At 66.0% G+C, this 24,635-nt stretch carries 30 protein-coding genes; 18 read left to right on the forward strand and 12 right to left on the reverse strand.

Going from position 1 to position 24,635, the window contains the following annotated elements:
- The first annotated feature begins 23 nt into the window (after nucleotides 1-23).
- Nucleotides 24-644, forward strand: a complete 621-nt coding sequence (locus tag ACSVDM_RS03780) for a DUF998 domain-containing protein (RefSeq protein ID WP_439262822.1) — start codon at nucleotides 24-26, stop codon at nucleotides 642-644.
- 114 nt (nucleotides 645-758) lie between these two features.
- Complete coding sequence (locus ACSVDM_RS03785; protein ID WP_439262824.1) at nucleotides 759-1,463, forward strand: histidine phosphatase family protein; 705 nt, start codon at nucleotides 759-761, stop codon at nucleotides 1,461-1,463.
- Nucleotides 1,464-1,519: 56 nt separating this feature from the next.
- Here ACSVDM_RS03785 and ACSVDM_RS03790 read toward each other — a convergent pair whose 3' ends face one another.
- From ACSVDM_RS03790 to ACSVDM_RS03840, 11 genes are all read right to left on the reverse strand, one after another.
- Complete coding sequence (locus ACSVDM_RS03790; RefSeq protein WP_439262826.1) at nucleotides 1,520-2,293, reverse strand: ESX secretion-associated protein EspG; 774 nt, start codon at nucleotides 2,291-2,293, stop codon at nucleotides 1,520-1,522.
- Nucleotides 2,290-3,666, reverse strand: coding sequence for a PPE domain-containing protein (locus ACSVDM_RS03795; protein ID WP_439262828.1), 1,377 nt, complete (start codon nucleotides 3,664-3,666; stop codon nucleotides 2,290-2,292). Before ACSVDM_RS03795 ends, ACSVDM_RS03790 begins: the two co-directional genes overlap by 4 nt.
- Nucleotides 3,666-4,058, reverse strand: coding sequence for a hypothetical protein (locus ACSVDM_RS03800; RefSeq protein ID WP_439262830.1), 393 nt, complete (start codon nucleotides 4,056-4,058; stop codon nucleotides 3,666-3,668). The genes ACSVDM_RS03795 and ACSVDM_RS03800 overlap by 1 nt, the downstream gene beginning before the upstream one ends.
- A 19-nt stretch (nucleotides 4,059-4,077) precedes the next feature.
- The gene (locus ACSVDM_RS03805) at nucleotides 4,078-4,626 is read right to left on the reverse strand and encodes a DUF3558 domain-containing protein (RefSeq protein ID WP_439262832.1); all 549 of its coding nucleotides are present in this window, start codon (nucleotides 4,624-4,626) and stop codon (nucleotides 4,078-4,080) included.
- A 544-nt stretch (nucleotides 4,627-5,170) separates the two neighbouring features.
- Nucleotides 5,171-5,623, reverse strand: coding sequence for a hypothetical protein (locus tag ACSVDM_RS03810; protein ID WP_439262834.1), 453 nt, complete (start codon nucleotides 5,621-5,623; stop codon nucleotides 5,171-5,173).
- A 272-nt stretch (nucleotides 5,624-5,895) separates the two neighbouring features.
- Complete coding sequence (locus ACSVDM_RS03815; protein WP_439262836.1) at nucleotides 5,896-6,105, reverse strand: WXG100 family type VII secretion target; 210 nt, start codon at nucleotides 6,103-6,105, stop codon at nucleotides 5,896-5,898.
- Complete coding sequence (locus tag ACSVDM_RS03820; protein ID WP_439262838.1) at nucleotides 6,102-6,605, reverse strand: YbaB/EbfC family nucleoid-associated protein; 504 nt, start codon at nucleotides 6,603-6,605, stop codon at nucleotides 6,102-6,104. Before ACSVDM_RS03820 ends, ACSVDM_RS03815 begins: the two co-directional genes overlap by 4 nt.
- A gap of 95 nt (nucleotides 6,606-6,700) precedes the next feature.
- Nucleotides 6,701-8,050, reverse strand: a complete 1,350-nt coding sequence (locus ACSVDM_RS03825; protein WP_439262840.1) for a SagB family peptide dehydrogenase — start codon at nucleotides 8,048-8,050, stop codon at nucleotides 6,701-6,703.
- Between the two features lie 27 nt (nucleotides 8,051-8,077).
- Entirely contained in the window at nucleotides 8,078-9,055 is a 978-nt protein-coding gene (locus ACSVDM_RS03830; protein ID WP_439262842.1) for an ABC transporter substrate-binding protein, read from the reverse strand.
- A gap of 75 nt (nucleotides 9,056-9,130) precedes the next feature.
- On the reverse strand, nucleotides 9,131-11,167 hold the full coding sequence (locus tag ACSVDM_RS03835; protein WP_439262844.1) for a M13 family metallopeptidase: 2,037 nt from the start codon (nucleotides 11,165-11,167) through the stop codon (nucleotides 9,131-9,133).
- A 97-nt stretch (nucleotides 11,168-11,264) separates the two neighbouring features.
- On the reverse strand, nucleotides 11,265-11,684 hold the full coding sequence (locus tag ACSVDM_RS03840; protein ID WP_439262846.1) for a hypothetical protein: 420 nt from the start codon (nucleotides 11,682-11,684) through the stop codon (nucleotides 11,265-11,267).
- Nucleotides 11,685-11,986: 302 nt separating this feature from the next.
- On the opposite strand from ACSVDM_RS03840, the gene rplN reads away from it, so the two are divergent.
- Genes rplN through ACSVDM_RS03860 form a run of 4 tightly spaced genes read left to right on the forward strand, consistent with a single transcriptional unit; the run spans nucleotide 11,987 to nucleotide 13,429 of the window.
- On the forward strand, nucleotides 11,987-12,355 hold the full coding sequence (gene rplN, locus ACSVDM_RS03845; RefSeq protein WP_019045060.1) for a 50S ribosomal protein L14: 369 nt from the start codon (nucleotides 11,987-11,989) through the stop codon (nucleotides 12,353-12,355).
- A 1-nt stretch (nucleotide 12,356) separates the two neighbouring features.
- Entirely contained in the window at nucleotides 12,357-12,674 is a 318-nt protein-coding gene (gene rplX, locus ACSVDM_RS03850; protein WP_067491085.1) for a 50S ribosomal protein L24, read from the forward strand.
- Between the two features lies 1 nt (nucleotide 12,675).
- Nucleotides 12,676-13,239: a 50S ribosomal protein L5 gene (gene rplE, locus ACSVDM_RS03855; protein ID WP_067491083.1), complete on the forward strand. Its 564-nt coding sequence runs from the start codon at nucleotides 12,676-12,678 to the stop codon at nucleotides 13,237-13,239.
- Between the two features lie 4 nt (nucleotides 13,240-13,243).
- The gene (locus ACSVDM_RS03860) at nucleotides 13,244-13,429 is read left to right on the forward strand and encodes a type Z 30S ribosomal protein S14 (protein WP_040731429.1); all 186 of its coding nucleotides are present in this window, start codon (nucleotides 13,244-13,246) and stop codon (nucleotides 13,427-13,429) included.
- 133 nt (nucleotides 13,430-13,562) lie between these two features.
- Here ACSVDM_RS03860 and ACSVDM_RS03865 read toward each other — a convergent pair whose 3' ends face one another.
- A complete protein-coding gene (locus ACSVDM_RS03865; RefSeq protein ID WP_439262849.1) occupies nucleotides 13,563-15,134 on the reverse strand; it encodes an alpha/beta hydrolase in 1,572 nt (523 codons plus the stop codon).
- Nucleotides 15,135-15,524: 390 nt separating this feature from the next.
- Between ACSVDM_RS03865 and ACSVDM_RS03870 the strand changes: the two genes are divergently transcribed.
- The 12 genes from ACSVDM_RS03870 (at nucleotide 15,525) to ACSVDM_RS03925 (ending at nucleotide 24,616) form a co-directional block, all read left to right on the forward strand.
- On the forward strand, nucleotides 15,525-16,169 hold the full coding sequence (locus tag ACSVDM_RS03870; protein WP_067641123.1) for a YoaK family protein: 645 nt from the start codon (nucleotides 15,525-15,527) through the stop codon (nucleotides 16,167-16,169).
- A 240-nt stretch (nucleotides 16,170-16,409) separates the two neighbouring features.
- On the forward strand, nucleotides 16,410-16,808 hold the full coding sequence (rpsH, locus tag ACSVDM_RS03875) for a 30S ribosomal protein S8 (RefSeq protein WP_067491077.1): 399 nt from the start codon (nucleotides 16,410-16,412) through the stop codon (nucleotides 16,806-16,808).
- 15 nt (nucleotides 16,809-16,823) lie between these two features.
- Entirely contained in the window at nucleotides 16,824-17,363 is a 540-nt protein-coding gene (gene rplF / locus ACSVDM_RS03880) for a 50S ribosomal protein L6 (protein WP_067491075.1), read from the forward strand.
- 2 nt (nucleotides 17,364-17,365) lie between these two features.
- Nucleotides 17,366-17,773 carry a 50S ribosomal protein L18 gene (gene rplR / locus ACSVDM_RS03885; protein WP_067491072.1) on the forward strand — a complete coding sequence of 136 codons (408 nt, stop codon included), beginning with the start codon at nucleotides 17,366-17,368 and terminating at the stop codon, nucleotides 17,771-17,773.
- Between the two features lie 31 nt (nucleotides 17,774-17,804).
- On the forward strand, nucleotides 17,805-18,458 hold the full coding sequence (rpsE, locus tag ACSVDM_RS03890; protein WP_067491070.1) for a 30S ribosomal protein S5: 654 nt from the start codon (nucleotides 17,805-17,807) through the stop codon (nucleotides 18,456-18,458).
- Nucleotide 18,459: 1 nt separating this feature from the next.
- The gene (rpmD, locus tag ACSVDM_RS03895) at nucleotides 18,460-18,639 is read left to right on the forward strand and encodes a 50S ribosomal protein L30 (RefSeq protein WP_067491217.1); all 180 of its coding nucleotides are present in this window, start codon (nucleotides 18,460-18,462) and stop codon (nucleotides 18,637-18,639) included.
- Between the two features lies 1 nt (nucleotide 18,640).
- Nucleotides 18,641-19,084: a 50S ribosomal protein L15 gene (gene rplO, locus ACSVDM_RS03900; RefSeq protein WP_067491068.1), complete on the forward strand. Its 444-nt coding sequence runs from the start codon at nucleotides 18,641-18,643 to the stop codon at nucleotides 19,082-19,084.
- Nucleotides 19,085-19,250: 166 nt separating this feature from the next.
- The gene (gene secY / locus ACSVDM_RS03905) at nucleotides 19,251-20,573 is read left to right on the forward strand and encodes a preprotein translocase subunit SecY (RefSeq protein WP_067491066.1); all 1,323 of its coding nucleotides are present in this window, start codon (nucleotides 19,251-19,253) and stop codon (nucleotides 20,571-20,573) included.
- Nucleotides 20,570-21,115, forward strand: a complete 546-nt coding sequence (locus ACSVDM_RS03910; RefSeq protein WP_067491064.1) for an adenylate kinase — start codon at nucleotides 20,570-20,572, stop codon at nucleotides 21,113-21,115. Before secY ends, ACSVDM_RS03910 begins: the two co-directional genes overlap by 4 nt.
- Entirely contained in the window at nucleotides 21,115-21,912 is a 798-nt protein-coding gene (gene map, locus ACSVDM_RS03915; RefSeq protein ID WP_067491062.1) for a type I methionyl aminopeptidase, read from the forward strand. The genes ACSVDM_RS03910 and map overlap by 1 nt, the downstream gene beginning before the upstream one ends.
- A gap of 84 nt (nucleotides 21,913-21,996) precedes the next feature.
- Nucleotides 21,997-23,088 (forward strand): BMP family lipoprotein, encoded by a 1,092-nt coding sequence (locus tag ACSVDM_RS03920; RefSeq protein WP_439262854.1) that lies wholly within the window; start codon nucleotides 21,997-21,999, stop codon nucleotides 23,086-23,088.
- 10 nt (nucleotides 23,089-23,098) lie between these two features.
- Complete coding sequence (locus ACSVDM_RS03925; protein WP_439262856.1) at nucleotides 23,099-24,616, forward strand: ABC transporter ATP-binding protein; 1,518 nt, start codon at nucleotides 23,099-23,101, stop codon at nucleotides 24,614-24,616.
- Nucleotides 24,617-24,635: the final 19 nt, after the last annotated feature.

Consider the following 24,635-nt stretch of genomic DNA (forward strand, 5'->3'; position numbering starts at 1 on the left):
CACAAAATGTGTACTTTGTATTTGTGAGCATACGCAGTACACATCTGCTGGTGGCGGGCGCCTTCGGTCCGGCCGTCTTCGTCCTCGGCTACCTGATCAACGGCGCACTCCAGGCCGGCTACGACTCCTCCCACGACACCATCAGCGCCCTCAGCCTCGCCCCCCACGGCTGGATCCAGAACAGCAACTTCGTCCTCTACGGCATCCTGACGGTGCTCTTCGCCGAAGGGCTCCGCCGCACCGCGTCCCTGCGCACCGCCGGGTACCTCGCCCTGCTGGTCGCCGCCGCCGGGCTGATAGGCATCGGATTTTTCCCCACGGACCCGGTGCTCGGTTTCCCCGAAGGAGCCCCCACGGTCGTCACCGCGACCGGCAGCATCCACAACCTCGGCGCCCTCGTCGTGTTCACGGCCTTTCCCGTGGCGGCCCTCACCGCCGTGTCCCGCGACGCCCGCATGTGGTCGGCCTTCTCCGTCGCCACCGCCGTGTTCTCGCTAGCAGCGGTCGGAGCCTTCTTCGCCGCCGTGGAATCGACACCGGCCGGTGCCCAATCGGCGGCCGGTTTCTACGAACGCCTCCCGACACTGTTCATCGGCCTCTGGCAGATCGTCTTCGTCTACCGGGTCCTCGCGAAAAGTAGATAACGTGCCGTTCATCGGGAGACGACGTGGCGACCGGTCGGGTGCGAACCTACCGTCCCGGAACGGGTCGCATTCATGCACCAGCGTGGGCCCACACCGGTTACTCGAGGAGTCCCTATGCCCCAGATCGCGTCACGTCTGTCCGTGGTCATCGCCGCGGTTGCCGTCATCACAGCCGGCGGCGGTAGTGCGGCCGCCGCACCGCAGACAGGTGAAATGACCCTCACCTTCGTCCGCCACGCCGAATCGGCCGGCAACGCATCAGGCCTGATCGACACATCCATCCCAGGCCCCGACCTCACCGACAAAGGCTGGGAGCAAGCCGCCGCGGCCGCGCTGCGCCTGGCCGACTGCAAGTTCGACGGTGTCTACGCCTCGACAATGGTGCGGACACAGCAGACCGCGCTGCCCACTTCGGAACTGTGCGACCGCCCCGTTGTCGTCGAGGAGGGCTTCCACGAAATCGAAGCCGGAATCTACGAAGGCACACCCGAGAAGGACGCGATGGCGAACTACTTCGCCGCACCGGTCCAGTGGATGCAGGGCAACCTCGACGCCCGCATCCCCGGCTCGATCAACGGCCACGAATTCAAAAAGCGCATGGACGACTCGATCCAGGACATCCAGGACCGCGGCAACAAGCGCGCCACGATCTTCTCCCACGGCGGCTCCATCATGGTCTGGACCCTCATGACCGTCAGCAACCCCGACATGACCAAACTCCAGTCCGACCCCATCCGCAACACCGGCCGCGTAATCGTCAAGGGCAGTCCCGCGAAGGGCTGGAAACTCGTCACCTGGGACGGCACTCCCGCTGCCTGACACGCGCAGGCCCCACGGCTACACCCGCCGCGTCGAATCCGATCGACGGTAAAGGTTCATCTGCGATCGGTGAAGATGGCTATGTGCCTGGAGAGGCGATGCTCCAACTCGGCGGGTGGGCCGGGGATCACCGTGAAATTGTCGGTGTCGTGGTGTTGCAGGAGGTAGCGGCCGTCGTCGGGGTAGTCGAGCCAGAGGAACGCCTTGCCGTCGGAAGTGGGCCGGGAATCGACCTGGAACCCAGGGAAAACGGTGATCTCGCCCGTGCCGATTCGGGGCCGCCGGAAGAAGCGTTGCGTGTGCTCGACCGGGGACAGGCGGGTGGGGTGGCGAGCGAAGGTCGCCGTCTCTAGATCGCTGCGCCTGCCCTCGAAACGCTGTGTCGAACCACCGTGCAGGCGTGGCAGTTTCGCGACGATCGCCGCTGCCAGGTCGGCCAGCGGGACAACGGAGAGCGTGATGTCGCCGCCTTGCTCGCGCGTCGGCCCCGAGGCCTGAACGGCCAACGCCGCGTGATCCTCCACGATGCCCGCATAAACGCGCACGACCTCGGCCTGACCCGGTCCGTGTAAGCCCTGGATCTCCACCCGGACCTCGGGCTCGAGAACGGCCCGGAACACCCTGTCCAGGACCGCGTCGTACACCTGGGCCAACCTGTGCCCGGCAGCTTCCCGCCGCTGCTGGTGAATTTCCATGGTCTCGGCGAACTCGGGCCGATAGGTCAGCGGGTACGGCATCCGGTCCCGACCGTGCGCTTCCAGCCCGATGGCGAAGGCATGTGGATCGAGCACCCAGGTGTGATCAAGGGTCGGTGCTTGGGGTCGGCTCATGCGCCGATCACCCCGCCCGGCGGCAGCGTCGGTGGCAGCTGCCCGATGAGTTCGTGCTCGCGATCATGGATGAGGTAGTCCGGAGTGGTGTGCTCGTTCTCGTCGTCGCGCCCACCGCCCCTTCCACCGCCGCCCATCATGCCGGGCATCCCGCTCATACCGCGCGCACCCGCCGCCGAGGCCCCCGCGCGAGCGCCGGAGTTCTGCGCCCCTGCGGCTCCGGGTGTGCCTGCGACGGAGCGTCCCGCGGCCGGTACTCCGGCACCACCGGGCACGCCTGAGCCGGGCGATCCCGATCCCGGCGATCCTGAGCCGGGAGACCCCGCGCCGGGAGTCCCGAGTTTGCTGTCGCCGGGTGTGGCCGGTGTCGTCGTCGGCGTCGTAGCAGGCGTTGTGGCCGGTGACTCGGTGCTTGCCGGGCTGGTCGAGTCGTCGTCTGTGTTGTCGTCCTCTTGATCGTCACCGGGAGCGGCCGTCTGCGGTGTCTCGGCAGATGGATTCTCGGGCGTACCAGCAGGATTCGTCGACGCGCCGCCACCGTCGTCGGTGTTGTTGCCCCCGTTCGTATCTCCCGGCGAACCGTCACCCGGCACTCCGCCGCCCGGATCCGTGACATTGTTCCGGGGGAGGGGTAGCACCGGAGTTTGCTGGTCGACGGTGAGCGCACCCGGCTGATAGGTGCCGATCATGAACAGCCGAGCGTCCGCCTCCGCTTCGTTCGCCCGATGCTGAGCGGCCTTGACCACACCGTTGCCCGGGATATGGCCGACGAACCCGTCGAAAGCGCTCACCTCTTCCGGTTTCGGAATGGCGATTTTCGCTTGTCCTAGAAGGCCTTCCATGTAGTCGATACCGTTGGCGACCATCTGGAAGGTGGTCGGCAGTTTGGCGGCCTCGGTGGTGTAACTCTTCACCGCCTCGATCGCCGCAGAACCCGAAGCACCGGACCACTTTTCGGTCAAGACCCGTTCGAAGTTGGTGCGGTAGTTGTTGACAGCGGTTTCGGTGCCGGTGGTGAGCCGACGCCAACCGTCGGCCGTCGCGTTGATCTGCCCGGCATCGACCCCGCCCTGACCGTCCTTGCCCTGCAAGGCCTCCCAGATCCGCTGATGCGGCCAGGCGCTGAACGGCTCGGGTTCCTTCACCGCGGCCTCCTGCATGGTGACATCCGTGCCCGCACGCAACCGCGCCCACTCGTCGCCGATGATGGTGCGGTCGCCCTCCCACGCCAGCTTGCCCTGGTCATCGAGGGCACGCCGTTGTTCGTCGGCGTTATCGGACCGGTCATGGTTGTCGATCACCTTGAAGATTCCGAGCGTGCCGACGTGGAAGACACCCATGCCGATCGACTCGAGGGGATCCCAGAACCCCATCAGATATTCGCCCCCGCATTGCCGATCGCGCCCGCGGACTGCTGATCGACAGCCTGCAGCTTGCCGATGGCGGCGAGGAAGGTGTCGCGCTGGTCGCGGGCGATGGCGATGTGCTGATCCAGGCGTTTCACGGCGGAGTCGTCGGGGTCGTGTGAGCCGCCTGCTACTGCTTTGTTCTCGTATTTGCCGCGGATGGCGTCGGCGGAGGGGAGGCTGCCCCAGCCGGTCAGGCGGTTCAGCTTGCCCGCATCGAGCTTCTGCACTTCTAGGTCGCTGATGTACTGGTCGACCACGGCGGCCAGCGCCTGGCCGAGGTCTGCATCGAGTTTGAACTCTCCGCTGATGGCCTGCTGCTTCATGTTCCGCCAGTACGTGGCGTGATCCTGTGTCATCGTGCTTCCCCCGGGTCGATTACTTCGGCAGATGTGGTTCGAGTGCCGTCGCGTATTGCTCCGCCATTCGGCACAGATCGCCGCCTCGTGGCCCTTCGGTGCTCAGCCACGCGGCTGTGACCTCGAACATCCCTTGCTCTGCCGCAAACGAAACGTAGCAGATGTCAGGAGTGCTGTTCTCCTTCGAAACAAGGCCTGCGCGGGCGTTGATCGTGGTGTCGCGGATGACGGTCACCCCAGCCTTCTTTCGGGCGTCCTCGAGCGTATGACTGGTCGAGAAGACCCCGATATCGCGCTTGCCCGACCCGTATCTGTCGTCGAGCGGCCGCCAGCTACAGATGCGCCATGCTGAGACACCTGAGGGCGGATCGACTGTCACGTGGAACGTGGACGGATCGAGGCCGACCTCCGTGAGCACCTCATCCGACAACGCCCCCCGGCACGGGTTGAACACCTCGATCGTGTCCGGATCCCGCACGGTCGTAGTAGGCCCGGCCGCCCCCTCAGTACTCTCCCCACACCCGGCAAGCACCGCCGCCCCGACCGCACCACACACCACGGCCCGCATCACCCCAACGCTACGCACAGCACTCCTACCTGATCGCCCACGGCCGAATCCCACCGCTACAAACTTAGACGCACCCCACCGCCATCCGGTTCCCCCTTCTTCACCCGACCGGAACTGGCCAGGCAACCGAGGGGGCGGCGGTCGGTCCAGAGCGCGTCGCCCGCAGTGGTGAACCGCTTGGCCCGTTCGGCCCGAGCGTCGGTGACACCGATGGTGCCGAACACCCAGAGTTCAGTTTCCGCAAACCGAGGGAAATGCCGAAAGGTCCGGCTGCGCTCGTGGTTCGGCGCATAGGATCCCGTCTATCCGGGCTGGCCAAGGTGCCTGACGTCTGCATACCGGGTCTCGGCCCGCATCGGAGGCATGGAGGAAGGGAACTGTCGTAACTCTCCTGTTTCCCGTTCCACTACAAGCGGTGTTGAGCCGCGACTCTGGAGATTCAGTACGATGCGCCAGCCGAAATCGAATTCCCTGAGACTGAATTCTTCGGACTCGAGGAAGGCCTCGACAATTTCTCTGGCCTGGGATTCCGCGATCATATTCGCTACCGGTCGATCGTTTCGTCGGTCGGCCAGGATCCCGTTGTTCTGCTGAGCATCTCGGCCCACGCCGCGGCCTGCGACAGCGGTCCACCGCTCGGCTGGAAGTGCAGGGTTTCCTTGTCGATCGTGATCAGTTCCGTCGTCGGCGGATTGTTCGGTTGCTCCAGCTCCGTCACGTGGACCTGATACTGGACCGTTTGTGGGTCCTCGAAGGTCTTCAGTAGATGGATCCGGTGGAGCGGGGGATATACCCGGCTTCCCTGCACCGGTTGGCCCGTTTCGATCGCCTGGTCGAACTCCTCCCCGATCAGGTCCGGCGGCAGGCTCCGATGCGCCGTGATCACCCCGGTGTGTTTGTTCAGGACGTAGTTCCCCTGCCCGAGTCCCATCCCCTGCGACGTCTCTTCCGCCGTCAAGATCCCACGACCCACCCAGCCGTGTTCGGACTCCACCACCCGGAACTCCCGATTCGGGCCGAAGACCTTGGCCAGCATTTGTCGGGCCCGTTCCAGAGTGAGAACTTGTTCCCGCATGGTGCATTCCTCCATTGGCGTCGACAGGAAAGAAGTGCAGCGCCACCGATCCCGCAACCATCACGGGCGTGATCGTGTAGAGCTTGGAACTGCGACCGGAATCGGCACAGCCCCGAAGTGGAGCGACGCTTCGCTGAGCCATGTGGCCGCGCGCGGTTCCGCCTACTTCACCGTTGCGGTTGTCCCGGGTGCCGTCAGGAAGGGCGTCCGGCCACCGCGGGGCCGATACCTGGGGGACACCGTAGAACGAAGACAGGGCCGATCTCGTCTCCACCCCAGCATTCACCTTCGGCCGCGATCACCGCGGCCAGCTGCTGCGCCGCTGTCGTGATGGTCGAGGCGACCGACGTGAAGGCCGGTTGGGTGTTGCGCAGGCCGTCGGGGTCGACATTCAGCGAACTCATCGCAGGTAGTTGCGGTTGCGGAAGTAGCCGTCCTCGTCGTCTTCATCGTCGACGAGACTGCGCGGCGCTTCGGCCACCGGTTCCGGCGTGGGTGGTGGGGGTGGGGCGAGCTGGGCCATCAGTTCTTTGATGCTCGGTGCGCCGGGAACCAGGTCGGACAGGTCGGGCATGGCTGCCGAGATCGGGCTCAGTGCCTCTTCCTGGGTACGGGCGGTCTGCCGGGCGAGCTCGCCGAGGGCTTCGGTGACGGAGCGGCCGAGGGATTCAGGGGTGGACCGTTTGAAGGCGTCGGGCTCGATGTGCACCTCGGACACCCCGGCGATGTTTCCCGAAGCGCGCACCAGTCCGTCCTCGGACCACACGCTCACCAGTTCGGCCGCACGCGCCTGCATTCCGAGCAGCGCCGACTTCTCCGACGCGAACATCTCGAGCATCGAATCGATCTGCGCACGCAGGGCGTTGTTCTCCGCACGAGTCGGCGCCGACCAGTCGTCGTTCATGAAACCCTCGCTCCGCTAGAAAGCACGTCGATTGGTTGGACGCACTCCCCGCGCCGCGGGTTGCATCTTGTGACGTAGCTCTCATACGAACTTTCTCAGCGGGCACGCGAGCCGACGATGATGCTGCCGACGTTGCACTCCTCGAGTTCGTCGATGCCGGTGGCGGTGGCGAAGGCGGAGGTGTCGGAGAAGCCCTGGGCGACTACGCCGAGGTTCATGGCGGTGGCCGAGAGGTAGACGGTCTGCATGAAGACGCCGACGTGCTTGAGGATGTTGGCGTAGGCGACCTGTTCGTAGCTCCACATCACCCGGCCCGCGCGGGCCGAAACCAGCAGGACCACTTGGGGTTCCGCGCCACCGGCCAGGGTGGCCGAGGTGGACTTCACCAGTTTCTGGACGGCGGGGGAGTCGAAGGGGGCCACGTGACGCAGGGCGTGGTCGACCGAATCGTAGTGGTACAGCCCGCTTTCCAGGCCTGCCACATTGCGCACCACGGGGTAGACCTCGAGCTCGTAGGCGCCGCCGCCGGAGGGGTAGGGGCGGGAGCCGTCCTCGCGGGTGCGGGCGCTGCGGAAGAGCAGTTCGCCCAGCTGGGCGGCGGTGACGGGGGCGCTGTCGTCGAAGGCGCGGGTGGAGACGCGGTCCTCGAGGGCGGCCGACAGGCTCGGGTCGCCGACACGAAGCGCGACCAGATCAGGCTTGGGGAGGAAGATCGGGTCACCGGCGAAAGGGGCCCGGCGAGCGGGCAATTCGGGGAACTTGCCCTCGGCCCAGCGGGTCGGCCCGAAATCGTCCCAGGTGACCGTGCGGGCGCCGAGCGTGCTGCGCCGGTGGAACCACAGGTCGGGCGCGTTCCAGGAGCGGGTGGTGAACTCGTGCTCCTCCTCGTCACCGTCGACGAGGAACCCGCACCACTGCAGATCCGCCATGAACTGCGTCTTCACCGCGGCGGCTACCGGCGAGTCGGCGGCGAGCGGACCGTCGAGCAGGGCGAGCAGGCGCGGATCGTGAATGCGCAGATCGCACCACGAGCGCGGATGCTCGAGTACGAAACCCTGTGCGTCGCGGTGCAGCACGGCGAACTTGGACAGCGTGGCCGACCAGGTCGGCAGCGCGACCTCGGGCCGGGGCGCGGGCTGGGCGAACGGGCGGATGCTGTAGAGATCGCGGCCGCCGTCGCGCACGGTCACCGCGAGCCAGCCGCCGTCGGTGAGCTTGCGCATCAGGCCGGTGATGTCGTCACCGGCGGCCGCGGTCGCCATCTCGGCGGCCGTCGCCGGGCCCTGGTTCAGGGTTTTCAGTGCCTGCAGTGCCCCCGCGCCCAGCCCGGTCAGCTTCTCGTTGCGCGGCGGATTGAGCAGCACCGCACCGGCCGGCGTGGTCAAACAGGTGACACCTGCGCGGAGGGCGAACCGAGTCTGGGCGGGATACGGGGAGGCAAGCACGGTGAATCCTCGAGTTGTGGGTGGAGCTTATTTCGCGGCGGCGGCGAACGCGGGTTCGAGTTTGTCGAGCATGTAGGGCACCGACAGGGCGCTCGGCTGGTTGATCGCGCTGATCTCCTGCGTGGTCAGGAACACCACCGAACCCTTGCGCACCGACGGCAGGTCCGCGTAACCCGGCAGCTGGCGGTACTTCTCGTCGAGACCGGGGGAGTAGCCGGCCAGCAGCAGATCGGCGGTGAGCTCGTCGACGCGCTCCGGCGACAGCGCCAGCCGGCCCTGGTTGGCGGGCTGCGCGGTGAGGTTCGCCGGGATCGACATGCCGAGCTGGGTGAACACCTTGGCCGAACCGTCGTTGGGATCGGTGAGCACCATCAGCTGGGCGGGGCTGGCCAGCCAGGTGCTGGCGAAGGTCTTGCCCTTCAGACCCGGGTTGGCGGTGGTGATCGCGGCGATCTTGTCGTCGACCTTCTTGATCGTCGCGGTCGCGTCGGACTCCTTGTGCAGCACCTTGCCGAGGGCCGTGACCTGGTCCTGCCACGGCGTGACGGCGTCCTTGGTGAGCGCGGGAATGGTCGGCGCCACCTTCGACAGGTCGTCGTAGGTCTTCTGATCGGCGATGAACGGGTCGGCCAGGATGAGATCGGGTTCCAGCGCGGCGACCTGCTCGGCGACACTGCCCTGAGTGTTGAGCGCGGTCGCGGACTTCAGGCTGTCGGGCGTCCACGGCGGGGTGCTCTTGGACAGCGCGGAGACATTGTCGATGTAGCCGACGGGCACCACGCCGAGCGCCAGCGTGGAATCGAGCCACTGATTGCCGAGGGCGACAATCTTTTTCGGCGTCCCGGTGACGGTGGTCTCGCCGCGGGCGTGGGTGATGGTCACCGCTTCGCCCGAGCCCGCCTCGTCCTCGGTGGAACCACAGGCGACGACACCGAAGGCGAGCGCACCGGCGAGCGCGGCCACCGCGGCGCGCCGCCAGCCGCGTGAAGTCCGAACTGACGTCATGAGCGCATCCTCCATCGAGCAGGTTTAGGTCAGCCTAGGCTAACCTACGGCGAATCGGGAGGGTGCAAGCCCCGTCTACAGGGCGACGCGCTGGTCGGCGGGCATGAACAGCTTGTCGCCTTCCTTCACATCGAAGGTCGTGTAGAACTCGTTGATATTGCGCACCACCTGGTTGCAGCGGAATTCGTTGGGGGAGTGCGTGTCCTGCAGACCCTGCAGAGTCGCCTCGACGGTCTGCTTGTCGCGCCACTGCCGCGCCCACGACAGGAACACCGAGCGGAAATCGGGCGTCTCGCCGGACCGCTGCGCCACCTTCTTGTACGCCTCCAGCGCGATCTGCAGGCCGCGCAGGTCGGCCAGGTTCTCACCGACGGTCAGCGCGCCGTTCACGTGCTGACCCTCCGGTGCGCCCTCGGGGACGAGTACGTCGTACTGCGCGATGATCTGCTGGGTCTTGGCGTCGAACGCGGCGCGATCCTCCGGCTGCCACCAGTCGCGGCGGTTGCCGTCACCGTCGTATTTGGAGCCCTGATCGTCGAAGCCGTGGCCGATCTCGTGGCTGATCGTCGAGCCGACCGCGCCGTAGTTCACCGCGTCGGTGGCGTCCTTGTCGAAGAACGGCGGCTGCAGGTAGGCGGCGGGGAAGACGATCTGGTTGGTCGTCGCGCTGTAGTAGGCATTCACCGTCTGCGGCGACATGCCCCACTCCGAGCGGTCGACCTCGGTGCCGAGCCGGGCGAACGCGCGCTTGGACTCGAAAGCGTTGATCGCGAGCAGGGATTCGATCAGCTTGCCACGCTTGACCTCCACCGAGGAGTAGTCGACCCACTTGTCGGGGTAGCCGATCTGCGCGACGATCTTGTCCAGTTTGGCGATCGAGGCCTGCCGGGTGGCCTGCGACATCCAGGTGGAATTGGTGAAGTTGTCGCGCCACGCGGCGGTGACATCGGCGACCATCTCCTTGGCGCGTTCCTTCGCCGAGGGCGGAAAGTGCTTGTCCACGTACAGCTTTCCGAGCGGCTCGCCCAGATTGTCGTCGACCACGCCCACGGCGGAGCGCCACATCTCCGGCTTCTCCTCCAGTCCGGCCATCACCCGCCCCACGAATTCGAAGCGCGCGTCGGCGATCGCCTTGGGCAGGAACCGCGCGTAGGTGTCGGCGACGTGCAGCTTGAGGTAGTCGCGCCACAGGGCGATGTCCACCTCGCTCCACAGCTGCGCGGCCGCGGTGACGAACGACGGCTGCCCGACGACCATCTTGTCGAACAGCGACTTGGGCCGGTCGGTCATGCCCGAAAGCCAGGGATCCCAGTCGAACTGCGGTCCGAGCTTGGTGAGCTCGTCCCAGCTCATCAGGTTGTAGGTGGCGTCGGTGTCGCGCAGCCGCACGCTGTCCCAATGCGCGGCGGCGATGCGCTTCTCCAGGTCGAGCACGCGCTGAGCCACCCCGGCGGGGTCGGGCAGGCCGATGCCCTGCGCCAGTTTCTCCAGGTACACCTGGTAGCCCGCCAGCTGCTCGGCGAACTCCGGCTTGCGGTAGTACTGCTCGCCGAGCATCAGGCCCGACTGGCCGACGCTGGGGATATAAGCCTTGGAGTTCTTCCGGTCGATGCCGATGCCCATCCCGATCAGGCCGGCGATCGGTGCGATCGCCATCTCCTTGGCCAGCTCCGGCTTGCCCGGGGCTTTGTCGATTGCGGCGAACAACCCGGAAAGCGGCGTGATGCCGAGGCGTTCGATCTCGTCGAGATCCAGGCGCGCGTCGTAGAGATCCTTGATCTGCTGCGCCTCAGAACCCGGCTCGGGATCGGAAATGGATTCGATGATCGCGCGCAGCTGATCGAGGGTCCGGTCGTTGGCGTCGGTGATCGCGCCGACCGAGGCCTTGTCCGGCGGCAGCTGGTAGTCACGCAGCCAGGCGCCGTTGACGTGGCGGTACAGGTCGTCCTGCGGGCGGATAGCCGGATCGCCCCCGCTCAGATCCACCCCGTTCAACTGCACCGCGGGCGCATCGGACGAGCACGATGCCAGGGCGACGGCCACCGGCACCAACCCCATGGCGGCCAGGAATGCGCGGCGGTCGACAACCGACGGACGGCCGGACTGTGTCACAGGACTTCCTTCCCCGATGCGGCAACCGCACCCATGCTCGTTGCGATCCAGCTCGCACAGGCTACCGGCGCGGCTGCCGTCTCGGGGGCTGCGGCGATCAGGAAGAGCTGCCCGCGCTGCCGGTCGCCAGGTCACAGGCCAAACCACTGCCCGCGTTGATGATTCGCATGACCGTCGGCACGCGCTTGGAGACCAGTGGCATGCCGGTGGCGTGCAGCAGCGCCGTCAACTGCACCTCGACCTCGGATTCCACGTGGTAGAACGCGGTGGCCTTGGCGACGGTGACGCCGCCGACGGTGACCTCGAGGTCGACGGTGTCGCTGGCGAAGAACTTGCCGTTGGCGACGAAGTCGACCTGGGCGCCGACGTAGTCGTCGAGGCCGACGACGTCGATCTTCGAGGTGCAACCGACCGTGAGGGTGTCGGTGAGCATGTCGATGACGGGCCCGGCGGCGGCCTGCGGCGCGAGCACCGTGAGGACGGCGGCGAAGGCGGTGCAGGCAAGGGTGAGTTTCATGGTGGCTCCTCGTCGGCTCGTCCCCGCGACGAGCAGGGGGACCGTAACAACGGGGCACACGCGCGCACGGCAGTTTGAAACATATTCGCTTCAAATTAGGCCGACGACCCCCGATTTGGGTCGACCTGGGGATTCACCTACACTAGACCGGTTGCCTGCGGGAGCTCTGCCCTCGCAATCCGGCCGTGAACCCCCAGTGGTGGACAAAACCGCTGGCAGGCGCGCGTCTGGTTGGCAACTGACCATGTGCGTCGGGTCGGCAATCCGGCGTACGTATACATCCAGGTCCAGGAGGTGCTGAAGTGATTCAGCAGGAGTCGCGACTGCGCGTCGCCGACAACACCGGGGCGAAGGAAATCCTTTGCATCCGCGTGCTCGGTGGCTCGTCGCGTCGCTATGCCGGTATCGGTGACATCATCGTCGCCACCGTCAAGGACGCCATCCCCGGCGCGAACGTCAAGAAGGGCGACGTCGTCAAGGCTGTCGTCGTGCGCACCGTCAAGGAGCGCCGCCGTCCGGACGGTTCCTACATCAAGTTCGACGAGAACGCCGCTGTGCTGATCAAGGCGGACAACGATCCGCGCGGCACCCGCATCTTCGGCCCCGTCGGCCGTGAGCTGCGCGACAAGCGTTTCATGAAGATCGTTTCGCTGGCCCCGGAGGTGCTCTGACATGAAGGTGCACAAGGGTGACACCGTGCTCGTCATCTCGGGCAAGGACAAGGGCGCCAAGGGCAAGGTCATCCAGGCCTACCCGGCGACCGGCAAGGTTCTCGTCGAAGGCGTGAACCGCATCAAGAAGCACGTCGCGGATTCCGCCAACCAGCGTGGCGCCTCCTCGGGTGGCATCGTGACCCAGGAAGCCCCCATCCAGGTTTCCAACGTGATGGTCGTCGACTCCGACGGAAACCCGACTCGCGTCGGCTACCGCACCGACGAAACCACCGGCAAGCGGGTTCGGATCTCCCGTAAGAACGGGAAGGACATCTGACATGACCACCTCTGAGCAGACTCAGCCCCGGCTGAAGGCGCGCTACCGCGCCGAGATCAAGGACGCGCTGAACAGCGAGTTCGAGTACGCCAACGTGATGCAGATCCCCGGCGTGGTCAAGGTCGTCGTCAACATGGGTGTCGGCGACGCCGCCCGTGACGCGAAGCTGATCAACGGTGCCGTCAAGGACCTCGAGCTGATCACCGGCCAGAAGCCGGAGATCCGCAAGGCCACCAAGTCGATCGCGCAGTTCAAGCTCCGTGAGGGCATGCCGATCGGCGCCAAGGTCACCCTTCGTGGCGACCGCATGTGGGAGTTCCTGGACCGTCTGGTCTCCATCGCGCTGCCCCGTATCCGCGACTTCCGCGGCCTGTCGCCGAAGCAGTTCGACGGCAACGGCAACTACACGTTCGGCCTGAGCGAGCAGTCGATGTTCCACGAGATCGACGTGGATTCCATCGACCGCCCGCGCGGTATGGACATCACCGTGGTGACCACGGCGACCAACAACGAAGAAGGCCGCGCGCTGCTGAAGCACCTCGGCTTCCCGTTCAAGGAGAACTGAGCACATGGCTAAGAAAGCACTGCGCATCAAGGCGGAGGCCAAGCCGAAGTTCGCCGTCCGCGCCTACACCCGCTGCCAGCGTTGCGGCCGCCCCCACGCGGTCTACCGCAAGTTCGGCCTGTGCCGCGTGTGCCTGCGCGAAATGGCCCACCGCGGTGAGCTCCCGGGCGTGCACAAGAGCTCCTGGTGACCTCGCGCTCCGCGTGAGCGCAGCCACCTAGGCGAATACCGTACGAAGGCACGGACTTCCCACCGAAGTCCGTGCCTTCGCGCGTTTCGGGGCCGGAGTGTTGTGTCGAGATGCTGTCGCTCGACGACTCCATCTAGCCGAAAGGGGAGTGGTCGATGCCGCAGTGCAGGTTTTCGGGTGGAAGCTGGCCGGTGAACAAGTAGTCGCGTTTGGCTTGTTCGGCGCAAGTGCTCGGGACGTACATGCTGCTGTGGCCGGCGCCTTCGATTACCAGGACCCGGGCGGTGGCCAGTTGGGCGGCGCCGGCGTAGGCGCCGTGCAGTGGGGTCGCGGGGTCGTAGCGGCTGTTCATGACCAGGATGGGGGCGGCGGTCTGCCGGTTCCATGGGCCGGTGTAGCGGTCGGCGTCGCGGGCGGGCCAGAACGCGCAGGGCATGGCGTTGAAGACGGCGGTGCGGCCGAAGTAGGGATTGTGCAGGTCTTCGACGGCGGCGACGCGGTTGTAGGCCGCGGGTTCGGTGGGGACCATGCTGTCGGCGCACTGGATGGCGTAGAACGCTTCGGCCCGGTTGGCGGGGTAGGCGGGGTCGAACAGCGAATCGGGGACGAGGGCGGGGGCGCTGGTCGCCGCGTCGAACAGTCGCTGCAGCAAGGTCGCCAGATCGGCGTAGGTGTCGGGGCGCGACAGGCTGCCCGCGGCGGTCACCACCTGGGAGAACGTCCACGGTGTTCCGTCGAGCACGATGGGGGCGTGGCGGGCCCGTTCGGCCAGCGTGAGCCACTTCAGCTTCGGATCGCCCGCCGAGAACGCGCAGCGCGGTCCCGCCGCCGAGCATTCGCGCAGGAACGCGTCGAAGGTCTCGGCGATACCGACCGCGACACCCTGTCTGGTATCGAGCGGAAGATGGGTGCCCTCCGCGCCGTGCCCGTCGGCATTGCCCTCGAAGTCGAGCGAACCGTCGAACACCATCGCGCGCACCCGGCGCGGAAACATGTTCGCGTAGACCGCGCCGACCTGCGTGCCGTAGGAGATGCCGTGATAGGTCATCGCGCTGTCACCGACCGCGCGGCGCAGCAGCTCCAGGTCACGGGCGGTATTGGCGGTGGACGCGTGATTCAGGATCGGGCCCGCCGCCTGACCGCAGCGCGCGGCGAGATCGGCCGAACGCGCGAAGAACTCCGCTTCCTGACCCGCGTCGGTGGGGGTACCGGGGAAAGTGCCGAGATATTCGGCCTGTTCCTCGGCAGTGGCGAAACAGTGCACGCCCGCGCTGCGCGAGACCCCGCGCGGGTCCCACGACACCAGGTCGAAGCGCGCGCGAAGTTCCTCGGAGAACAGCCACGGCCAGCGCGCCCGTTCCCGTAACCGGTCGACGCCCGAGGGGCCAGGACCGCCGAAGTTCACGAACAAAGTGCCGAGGCGCCTGCTCGGATCGCTCGCGGGAAGCCGGATGGTGGCCAGCTCCAGCTGCGCACCCGCCGGTTCGTTGTAATTCAGGGGCACCCGTGCCAACGCGCACTGGAAACCGTCGTCGCAGTCCGACCAGCTCAATTCGGGAGTCGCCGCGGATTCGGCGAGCCGGTCGACATAGGCGTCGGCGGCGCGAGCGGGGGAGGGAAACGCGAATGTGCCGACACCGAGCAGAACAGCCAGCGCGTAGAAACCGCCTCGGCGGGTTCCACGGCGCACCGAGCGCGAAAACACCTGCCGAGCCTCCTGCACAGATCCGACGAACTCCGTGAAGCTACCACACCGCCCACCTGGGGAAATCGGTTGTCGCCGAACCTGTTTCGACGCCACACCGGGTAGTGCGTTGGATTCATAAAAGTCACACAGAATTCATCGGGAATTACCGGGTTACCTGTGTATTACCGGAACCTGATAATCCTGTGTCTTCTCCGAGAATGTGATCCGAGCAATGGCCGGCAATTCCACTTCTCGCTACCGTCGGGGTTGTCACGACAGCGGGAAGGGTCAAAGTCGATCCCCGATTCGATTCGATGCGAAGGATGTGGGATTGTGACTGCGACCACAGTGAAAAGAGCACGTGACCTGGGCAACCGTCAGCCGCTGCGGGGTATACCGGCAGGCGCGATGACAATGGTGGCGTTTCTTTCGATATTGGCGGGATTTATCGGCGCAGCAGCCTATACGCATTCCGCCGGATACTTCGTGACATTCATGACCGGAAATACCGAACGCGCGCTCCTCGGCTGGTTCGACGGCGACTATCTGCTGGCCGTCGGGGCGATATCGCTGCTGTTCGCCTTCGGTCTCGGCGTGTTCGTGGCCTCGCTGCTGCGGCGGCGGCTGTGGCGCAACGGCCACTACGGCGCCTCGGTGGTGACCACGGTCGCGCTGGCCGCCGCGGTGGTGGTCGACTATGTGGTGAGCCGAACCGGCGGGCAGGAACTGGGTTTCGTCCCGATCATGTTCGTCGCGTTCGCGGTCGGCGCGCTCAACACCGCGTTCGTGAAGAACGGAGAGGTCAGCGTCCCGCTCAGCTACGTCACCGGGACGGTCGTGAAACTGGGCCAGGGCATCGAGAGCCACGTCAGCGGCGGCAGCGTGCGGGATTGGCTCGGCTACGGCCTGCAGTACGCGGCCTTCGCGACGGGCGCGCTGCTCGGTGGCGTGATGAGCATGCTGGTCGGTGGTGAGATGATGCTGATCGTGGCCACCGGCGTCTCGGCATCGGCGATCCTGGCCACCTCGCGGTCGACCGAGCCCGCGCCCTGACCCCGGATTTTGTCCTGACCACGGCGTTGCCTACACTAGAGCGGTTGCCTGGGCAGATCTGTGTCCGCTCCACGCTCGACGTGGGCGGATCGTGCCGGGCGCCGAGCGCTCGTGAAGAGTACTCATCCGGTCGGTAAGTGCCGCCCGGACCAGCCGAATTGTTGTAGGCCCACGGTCGCCTCGCGAAAGCGGGGAGATGCTGCATGGGAACCGCAGCGAGAAAGGTGTCGAGGTCTAACCATGACCATGACTGATCCGATCGCAGACTTCTTGACGCGTCTGCGCAACGCCAACTCGGCGTACCACGATCAGGTGAAGGCTCCGCACTCCAAGCTCAAGGCGAACATCGCCGAGATCCTGAAGCGTGAGGGTTACATCGCCGATTACCGCACCGAAGACGCGCCGGTGGGCAAGGCCCTCGTCGTCGATCTGAAGTACGGCCCGAGCCGTGAGCGCAGCCTGCAGGGCCTGCGTCGCGTCTCGAAGCCGGGTCTGCGTGTGTACGCGAAGTCCACCAACCTGCCCAAGGTCCTCGGCGGCCTCGGCGTGGCGATCATCTCCACGTCGACCGGCCTGCTCACCGACCGGCAAGCGGCCAAGCAGGGCGTCGGGGGCGAAGTCCTCGCCTACGTCTGGTAAGGGAGGTCTGGACTAATGTCGCGTATTGGTAAAAACCCCATCGCAATCCCGGCCGGTGTCGACGTCAGCATCGACGGCCAGGTCGTCACGGTGAAGGGTCCCAAGGGCACCCTGTCGCACACCGTTGCCGAGCCGATCACCGTCAGCAAAGACGAAGCCAACCAGCTCGTGGTCGCCCGTCCCAACGACGAGCGCGCCAACCGTTCGCTGCACGGCCTGAGCCGCACCCTGATCGCCAACATGATCGAGGGCGTCACCAAGGGCTACGAGAAGAAGATGGAAATCTTCGGCGTCGGTTACCGCGTTCAGGCCAAGGGTTCGAACCTCGAGTTCGCCCTCGGCTACAGCCACCCGGTGCCGATCGAGGCCCCGGAGGGCATCACCTTCGCGGTGGAATCGCCCACCAAGTTCTCGGTTTCCGGGATCGACAAGCAGAAGGTCGGCCAGATCTCCGCTGTGATCCACGGACTGCGTAAGCCCGACCCGTACAAGGGCAAGGGCATCCGCTACGCCGGCGAGGTCGTTCGCCGCAAGGTCGGAAAGACGGGTAAGTGATCATGGCGCAAACTGCTAACCAGAAGGCCAAGCGGATTCCGCTGGGCAAGGACGCATCGACGAAGCGTCGTCTGTCGAAGACCCGCCGTCACTTCCGTCTGCGCAAGAAGGTCGTCGGCACCACCGAGCGTCCCCGCTTGGTCGTCAACCGTTCCTCGCGGCACCTGCACGCTCAGCTCGTCGACGATTCGGTCGGCAAGACCATCGCCGCCGCGTCCTCGATCGAGGCCGATGTGCGTGCGCTGGAGGGCGACAAGTCCGCCAAGGGCGCCAAGGTCGGTCAGCTGATCGCCGAGCGCGCCAAGGCTGCCGGTATCGAGTCGGTCGTGTTCGACCGTGGTGGTCACGACTACCACGGCCGCATCGCGGCGCTGGCCGATGCCGCTCGTGAAGGTGGGCTGAAGTTCTGATGACTGAATTTTCGAACGGAAGGAACGTCTGATGCCGGGACGTCAGCGGCGTGACGGCGGCAACGGACCCGCCGGACAGAACAACAACAACCCCAGCGGTGGCCCCGAGGGCAACCGTCGCGGTGGCGGCGATCGTCGCGGCGGCGGCGACCGTCGGGACAACGCGGCCGAGAAGAACCAGCTCGAGCGCGTAGTCGCGATCAACCGCGTCTCCAAGGTCGTGAAGGGTGGTCGTCGCTTCAGCTTCACCGCCCTCGTGATCGTCGGTGACGGCAACGGTCTGGTCGGCGTCGGCTACGGCAAGGCCAAGGAAGTTCCCGCGGCCATCCAGAAGGGTGTCGAGGAGGCTCGCAAGAGCTTCTTCCGCGTCCCGATGATCGGCTCGACCATCACCCACCCGGTTCAGGGTGAGGCGGCGGCCGGTGTGGTCATGCTGCGTCCGGCTTCGCCCGGTACCGGTGTGATCGCCGGTGGTGCGGCGCGTGCCGTGCTCGAATGCGCTGGCATTCACGACATTCTGGCCAAGTCGCTCGGTAGCGACAATGCGATCAACGTCGTTCACGCGACGGTTGCCGCGCTCAAGATGCTCCAGCGTCCCGAAGAGGTTGCCGCGCGTCGCGGTCTGCCGATCGAGGACGTCGCTCCGGCGGGCATGCTGCGTGCGCGTGCGGGACAGGGAGCCTGACATGGCAGATCTCAAGGTGACCCAGATCAAGAGCACGATCGGTGCCAAGGCGAACCAGCGCGCGAGCCTGCGTACCCTCGGCCTGCGGAAGATCCGCCAGTCGGTGGTTCGTGAGGACAACGCTCAGAACCGCGGTCTGATCAATGTCGTGCGCCACCTCGTAACAGTTGAGGAGGTCTGACATGACCATCAAATTGCACCACCTGCGTCCTGCGCCGGGTTCCAAGACCGAGAAGACCCGTGTGGGTCGCGGTGAGGGTTCCAAGGGCAAGACCGCCGGTCGTGGTACCAAGGGCACCAAGGCCCGCAAGAACGTCCCCGCGGCGTTCGAGGGTGGCCAGATGCCGCTGCACATGCGCCTGCCGAAGCTGAAGGGCTTCACCAACCGCTTCCGCGTGGAGTACCAGGTTGTGAACGTGGGCCGCATCGCGGAGCTGTTCCCCGAGGGCGGCACGGTCGGTAAGGCCGAGCTCGTCGCGGCCGGCGCCGTTCGCAAGAACGAGCTGGTGAAGGTCCTCGGTGACGGCGACATCTCCGTCGCCGTGCAGGTGACCGCCGACAAGGTGACCGGCTCCGCCAAGGAGAAGATCACCGCAGCCGGTGGCACCGTCACCGAACTGGCCTGACGGTACTGTAGTCACAGCGACACCGGACGAGTCGAGCACTCGTCCGGTGTCACTGTAGAGTCTCAACAAGTGTTGTCTGCCAAGCTCGTCATCGGCTGACGTCTCCACCACGACGCCGTGTTGGTTCAGTCGCATGGCATGACCATGTCGTTCGCCAGGAGGATCTGTGCTTTCCGCCTTCGTATCGGCCTTCCGGACTCCGGACTTACGGCGGAAGATTCTCTTCACGCTGGGGTTGATCGTGCTGTACCGGTTGGGTGCCGCGCTGCCGTCCCCCGGCGTCAACTATCAGAACGTCCAGGAATGCGTGAAGCTGGTCTCCGGTGGCGAATCCGCCGGTATCTACCAGCTCATCAATCTGTTCTCCGGTGGTGCGCTACTGCAGCTTTCGGTGTTCGCGATCGGCATCATGCCGTACATCACCGCGAGCATCATCATCCAGCTGCTGACCGTGGTCATCCCGCGCTTCGAGGAGTTGCGCAAGGAAGGCCAAGCAGGCCAGACCAAGATGACGCAGTACACCCGCTACCTCTCGATCGCCCTGGCGATCCTGCAGGCCACGGGTCTCGTCGCGCTCGCCGCTCGCGGTCAGCTGCTGCAGGGCTGCCAGGAAGACATCCTCGAGGACACCGGCATCTTCGGCATGATCGTCATCGTGCTGGTGATGACCGCCGGTGCGGCCCTGGTGATGTGGTTCGGCGAGCAGATCACCGAGCGCGGTGTCGGTAACGGCATGTCGCTGCTGATCTTCGCCGGTATCGCCGCGCGTATCCCGCTCGACGGCAAGGCCATCCTCGATACCCGTGGCGCCATGATCTTCAGCCTCGTGTGTGTGGGTGTGCTGCTGATCATCGTCGCGGTGGTCTTCGTCGAACAGGGTCAGCGCCGGATCCCGGTGCAGTACGCCAAGCGCGTCGTCGGCCGCAAGATGTACGGCGGCTCCTCCACCTATCTGCCGCTGAAGGTCAACCAGGCCGGTGTTATCCCGGTGATCTTCGCGTCCTCGCTGCTCTACCTGCCCAACCTGATTTCGCAGCTCACCTCGTCGAGCACCGCGACGGACCCGAGCTGGTGGCAGGAGATCATCCAGAAGTATCTGGTCGATCCGACCAACCCGGTCTACATCGCCGTCTACTTCGGTTTGATCGTGTTCTTCACCTACTTCTACGTCGCGATCACCTTCAACCCGGAGGAACGCGCGGACGAGATGAAGAAGTTCGGTGGCTTCATTCCGGGCTACCGCCCCGGTAAGCCGACCGCCGACTACCTCAATTATGTTCTGAGCCGCATCACCCTGCCCGGCTCGATCTACCTCGGCGCGGTCACCGTCCTGCCGAGTATCGCCCTCGGCAGCGGCAGCACGGGCCAGTCGGCGAACATGTCCTTCGGCGGTGCCGCGGTGCTCATCATGGTCAGCGTGGGTCTCGACACGGTCAAGCAGATCGAGAGCCAGCTGATGAATCGAAATTACGAAGGGTTCCTCAAGTGAGAGTTGTTCTGCTCGGTCCGCCGGGTGCCGGCAAAGGTACTCAGGCCGTCCTGCTGTCGGAAAAGCTGGGCGTTCCGCACATCTCCACCGGAGACCTCTTCCGCGCGAACATCAGCCAGCAGACCGCCCTCGGTCGCGAGGCGCAGAAGTACATGGACGCCGGTGACCTGGTCCCCAGCGATGTCACCAACCGCATGGTCGAAGCCCGCGTCGCCGAACCGGACGCCGCGAACGGTTTCGTCCTCGATGGTTACCCGCGCACGGTCGACCAGGCCGACGCGCTGAAGAAGATCCTCGAGCATCACGGCACCGCGCTCGACGCCGTGCTGTGCTTCGTGGTCGCCGAGGACACCGTGGTCGAGCGCATGCTCGCCCGTGGCCGCGCCGACGACACCGAGGACGTCATCCGCAACCGGCTGCGGGTCTACCGCGAGGAGACCGAGCCGCTGCTCGAGTACTACGACGGTCTGGTCGTGACCGTCGACGGTCTCGGCGAGGTCGACGATGTCAACGCGCGAGCGCTGAAGGCTCTCGGCCAGTAATGGCATTCGGTCGGAAGAAGAAGGTCGTGCCGTTCCGCACGGCGGGCGAGCTCGACGCCATGGCGGCGGCGGGCGCGATCGTCGGGCGGGCGCTGGTCGCCGTGCGCGACGCCGCCAAGCCCGGGGTGTCGACGCTCGAGCTCGACGAGGTCGCCGAGCAGGTGATCCGGGAGGCGGGCGCGGTTCCGTCGTTCAAGGGTTACCACGGCTTCCCCGGCTCGATCTGTTCTTCGGTCAACGACCGTGTGGTGCACGGGATCCCCTCAGCGAGTGAGATTCTCACCGAGGGTGATCTGGTGTCGATCGACTGCGGCGCCATCCTCGACGGCTGGCACGGTGATTCCGCCTGGACCTTCGGCGTCGGCAACATCATCGAAGCCGATCGCCTGCTCAGCGAGGCCACCAAGTGGTCGATGGAGGCGGGCATCGGCGCGATGGTGCCCGGCAACCGGCTCACCGATGTGTCGCACGCGATCGAGCTCGGCACCCGGGCCGCCGAAGAGGTGCACGGCCGCAAATACGGCATCGTCGACGGCTACGGTGGCCACGCCATCGGCCGCGAGATGCACATGGACCCCTTCCTCCCGAACGAGGGCGCCCCGGGCAAGGGCCCGCGCCTGGTCGTCGGATCGGTCCTGGCCATCGAGCCGATGCTCACCCTCGGCACCACCGAAACCACAACCCTCGACGACGACTGGACCGTGGTCACCACCGACGGTTCCCGCGCCGCTCACTGGGAACACAGCGTCGCCGTCACCGAGGACGGCCCGCGCATCCTCACTCTGCGCCCGGAGTGACATCGCGAAGGTCTTTCGCGACTTTTCGGTGAAGTAATGTTTCGAATCCGGCTCGGTGCCGGGGGGATCCTGTATCTCTGAGTAATGAGATCTGGGATCGCGCTGATCGCCGTCGCCGCCACCTGTGCGGCGACGGCGTCGCTCGTCGGTTGCGGTGAGCCGCCTGCCGAGTCGCGCTACACGGGATCGGGCAATACCTACGGTTCGGCGAATGCCGGTTTCGAGACCTGCATGGTGACCGATGCGGGCGGGGTGGACGACAAGTCGTTCAACGAATCCGGCTGGAACGGGGTGAAGGCGGCGATCGACGCCAACCCCGGTGTCTACGGTTCCTACCGGCAGTCCAACAGTTCCGCCGACTACGAACCCAACCTGCGAGCCTCGGCCGATGACGACTGCGATCTGGTGATCGGGGTCGGCGGCCTGATGGCCGAGGCGGTGGCACAGGTGGCGGGGGAGTACCCGGATCAGCGGTTCGCCGTCGTCGACGCGCACGTGGAGTTGGACAACGTCTATTCGATGGAGTTCAACGCCGCCCAATCCTCTTATCTCGCAGGCTATCTCGCGGCGGGGATGACCAAGACCGGCCGTGTCGCGACCTGGGGTGGCATGCAGATCCCCGCCGTGACGATCTTCATGGACGGTTTCGCGGCAGGCGTGGCCAGGTACAACCAGGTTCACGGGACGAGTACCGAGGTGCTCGGCTGGAATGTCGCCGATCAGAACGGTTCGTTCACCGGCAATTTCGACGACACAAGTGCCGGTCGCTCGCTGACCGAGAATTTCATCGCCCAGGGCGCCGACATCATTCATCCGGTGGCCGGTCCCGTCGGCATGGGCGGTGCGTCGGCCGTGCAGGATTCGCCGGGGGTGAGCATGATCTGGGTCGATTCCGACGGGTACGAAGCCGTGCCGGAATACAAAGACATCATGTTGTCGTCGTCGATGAAGGACATTTCCGCCGCGGTGCGCGTCGCGATCGACAACGCTTTCGCCGAGGGACCGAAAGACGGCCGGTATGTCGGCACGCTCGGCAACGGTGGGGTCGGCCTCGCGCCGTTCCATGATTTCGACGGTGCCGTGCCCGAGCGGCTGAAACAGGAGCTCACGGCCCTGCGCACCGAGATCGTCGAAGGCCGGATCGTGATCGACTCACCCGCCGCCCCCAAGCTCTGAGGACAACGACATGCGACTCGAAGTACGGGGACTGACAAAAGCTTTCGGCGATTTCCTGGCCGACGAGAATGTCGACCTGGTGGTGGAACCCGGCCAGGTGCACGCGATTCTCGGTGAGAACGGCGCGGGCAAATCCACCCTGATGAATATGCTCTACGGCATTCTCGAACCGACCAGCGGCGAAATCCTCATCGACGGCGCACCCGTGCGGTTCCGTTCACCCAGCGACGCGATCGCCGCCGGAATCGGCATGGTGCATCAGCATTTCAAGCTGGTCGGCCCGTTCAGTGTGGCCGACAACGTGCAGCTGGGTCGCGAACACGCCAAGCGCGGGATCCTGGACCGGACGGCGGCACGTGACGCGGTGCGCGCGGTGTCGGATCGCTACGGTCTCGCGCTCGATCCGGATGCCATTTGCGAGGACCTGCCGGTGGGTGTGCAGCAGCGCGTCGAGATCGTCAAGGCGCTCTCCGGCGACACCGACCTGCTGATCCTCGACGAACCGACCGCCGTGCTCACCCCGCCGGAAGTGGCGGAGCTGCTCGGCATCATCCGCAATCTCACCGCCGCTGGCATGTCGGTGATCTTCATCAGCCACAAGCTCAAAGAGGTGAAGGCCATCGCCGACACCATCACGGTGCTGCGCCGGGGCAAGGTGGTGGCCCAGGCCTCGCCCGAGGACAGCGAGGCCGAGCTGGCGGCGGCGATGGTCGGGCGGTCGGTGATCCTGACCGTCGAGCGCACGCCCGCCGATCCTGGTGCGGTCGCCTTGGCGGTGCAGGATCTGACGGTGCTCGGCGAGCGGGGCACGGCGGTGCTCGACGGGCTGAACCTCACGGTGCGCGCCGGGGAGATCGTCGGGTTGGCCGGGGTGGAGGGCAACGGCCAGACCGAACTCGCCAGGGCCGTGCTCGGCACCGTCCGCCCGGACGGCGGGACGGTCGAGCTGGGCGGGGTGCCGGTGACCTCGTGGGATCCGTACCGGCGCATCGTCGCCGGGCTCGGCTACATCCCGGAGGACCGTGGCCGCGACGGGCTGGCGGCCGACTTCACCGTGGCCGAGAACCTCGTGCTCAACCAGTACCGCGACGCACCGCTGTCGCATCGCGGCGTGCTCGACAGCGACGCCGTGCGCACGCTGGCCGACAAGGCCATCGCCGACTTCGACATCCGCACGCGCGGCCCGGGCGAGCTCGTGTCGGCGCTGTCGGGTGGCAACCAGCAGAAGGTGGTGATCGCCCGCGAATTCTCCCGTCCCCGTGCGGTTCTCGTTGCCGCACAGCCCACCCGAGGGGTGGACGTGGGCGCTATCGAATTCATCCACAGCCGGCTCGTCGCCGAACGCGACTCGGGGACCGGGGTGCTGCTCATCTCCGCCGAACTGGACGAGATTCTCGCCCTGTCCGACCGGATCGCGGTGATCCACAACGGGCAGATCGTCGGCGAGGTCGGGCCGGACACCCCGCGCGAGATCATCGGTCAGCTGATGGCAGGCCACCGCCCCACCGAATCCGCCACCCCGAGCTGAACTGGCGCCGACATCCTCG

This window comes from Nocardia sp. JW2, from assembly GCF_051843015.1.
Taxonomy (GTDB): domain Bacteria; phylum Actinomycetota; class Actinomycetes; order Mycobacteriales; family Mycobacteriaceae; genus Nocardia; species Nocardia coubleae.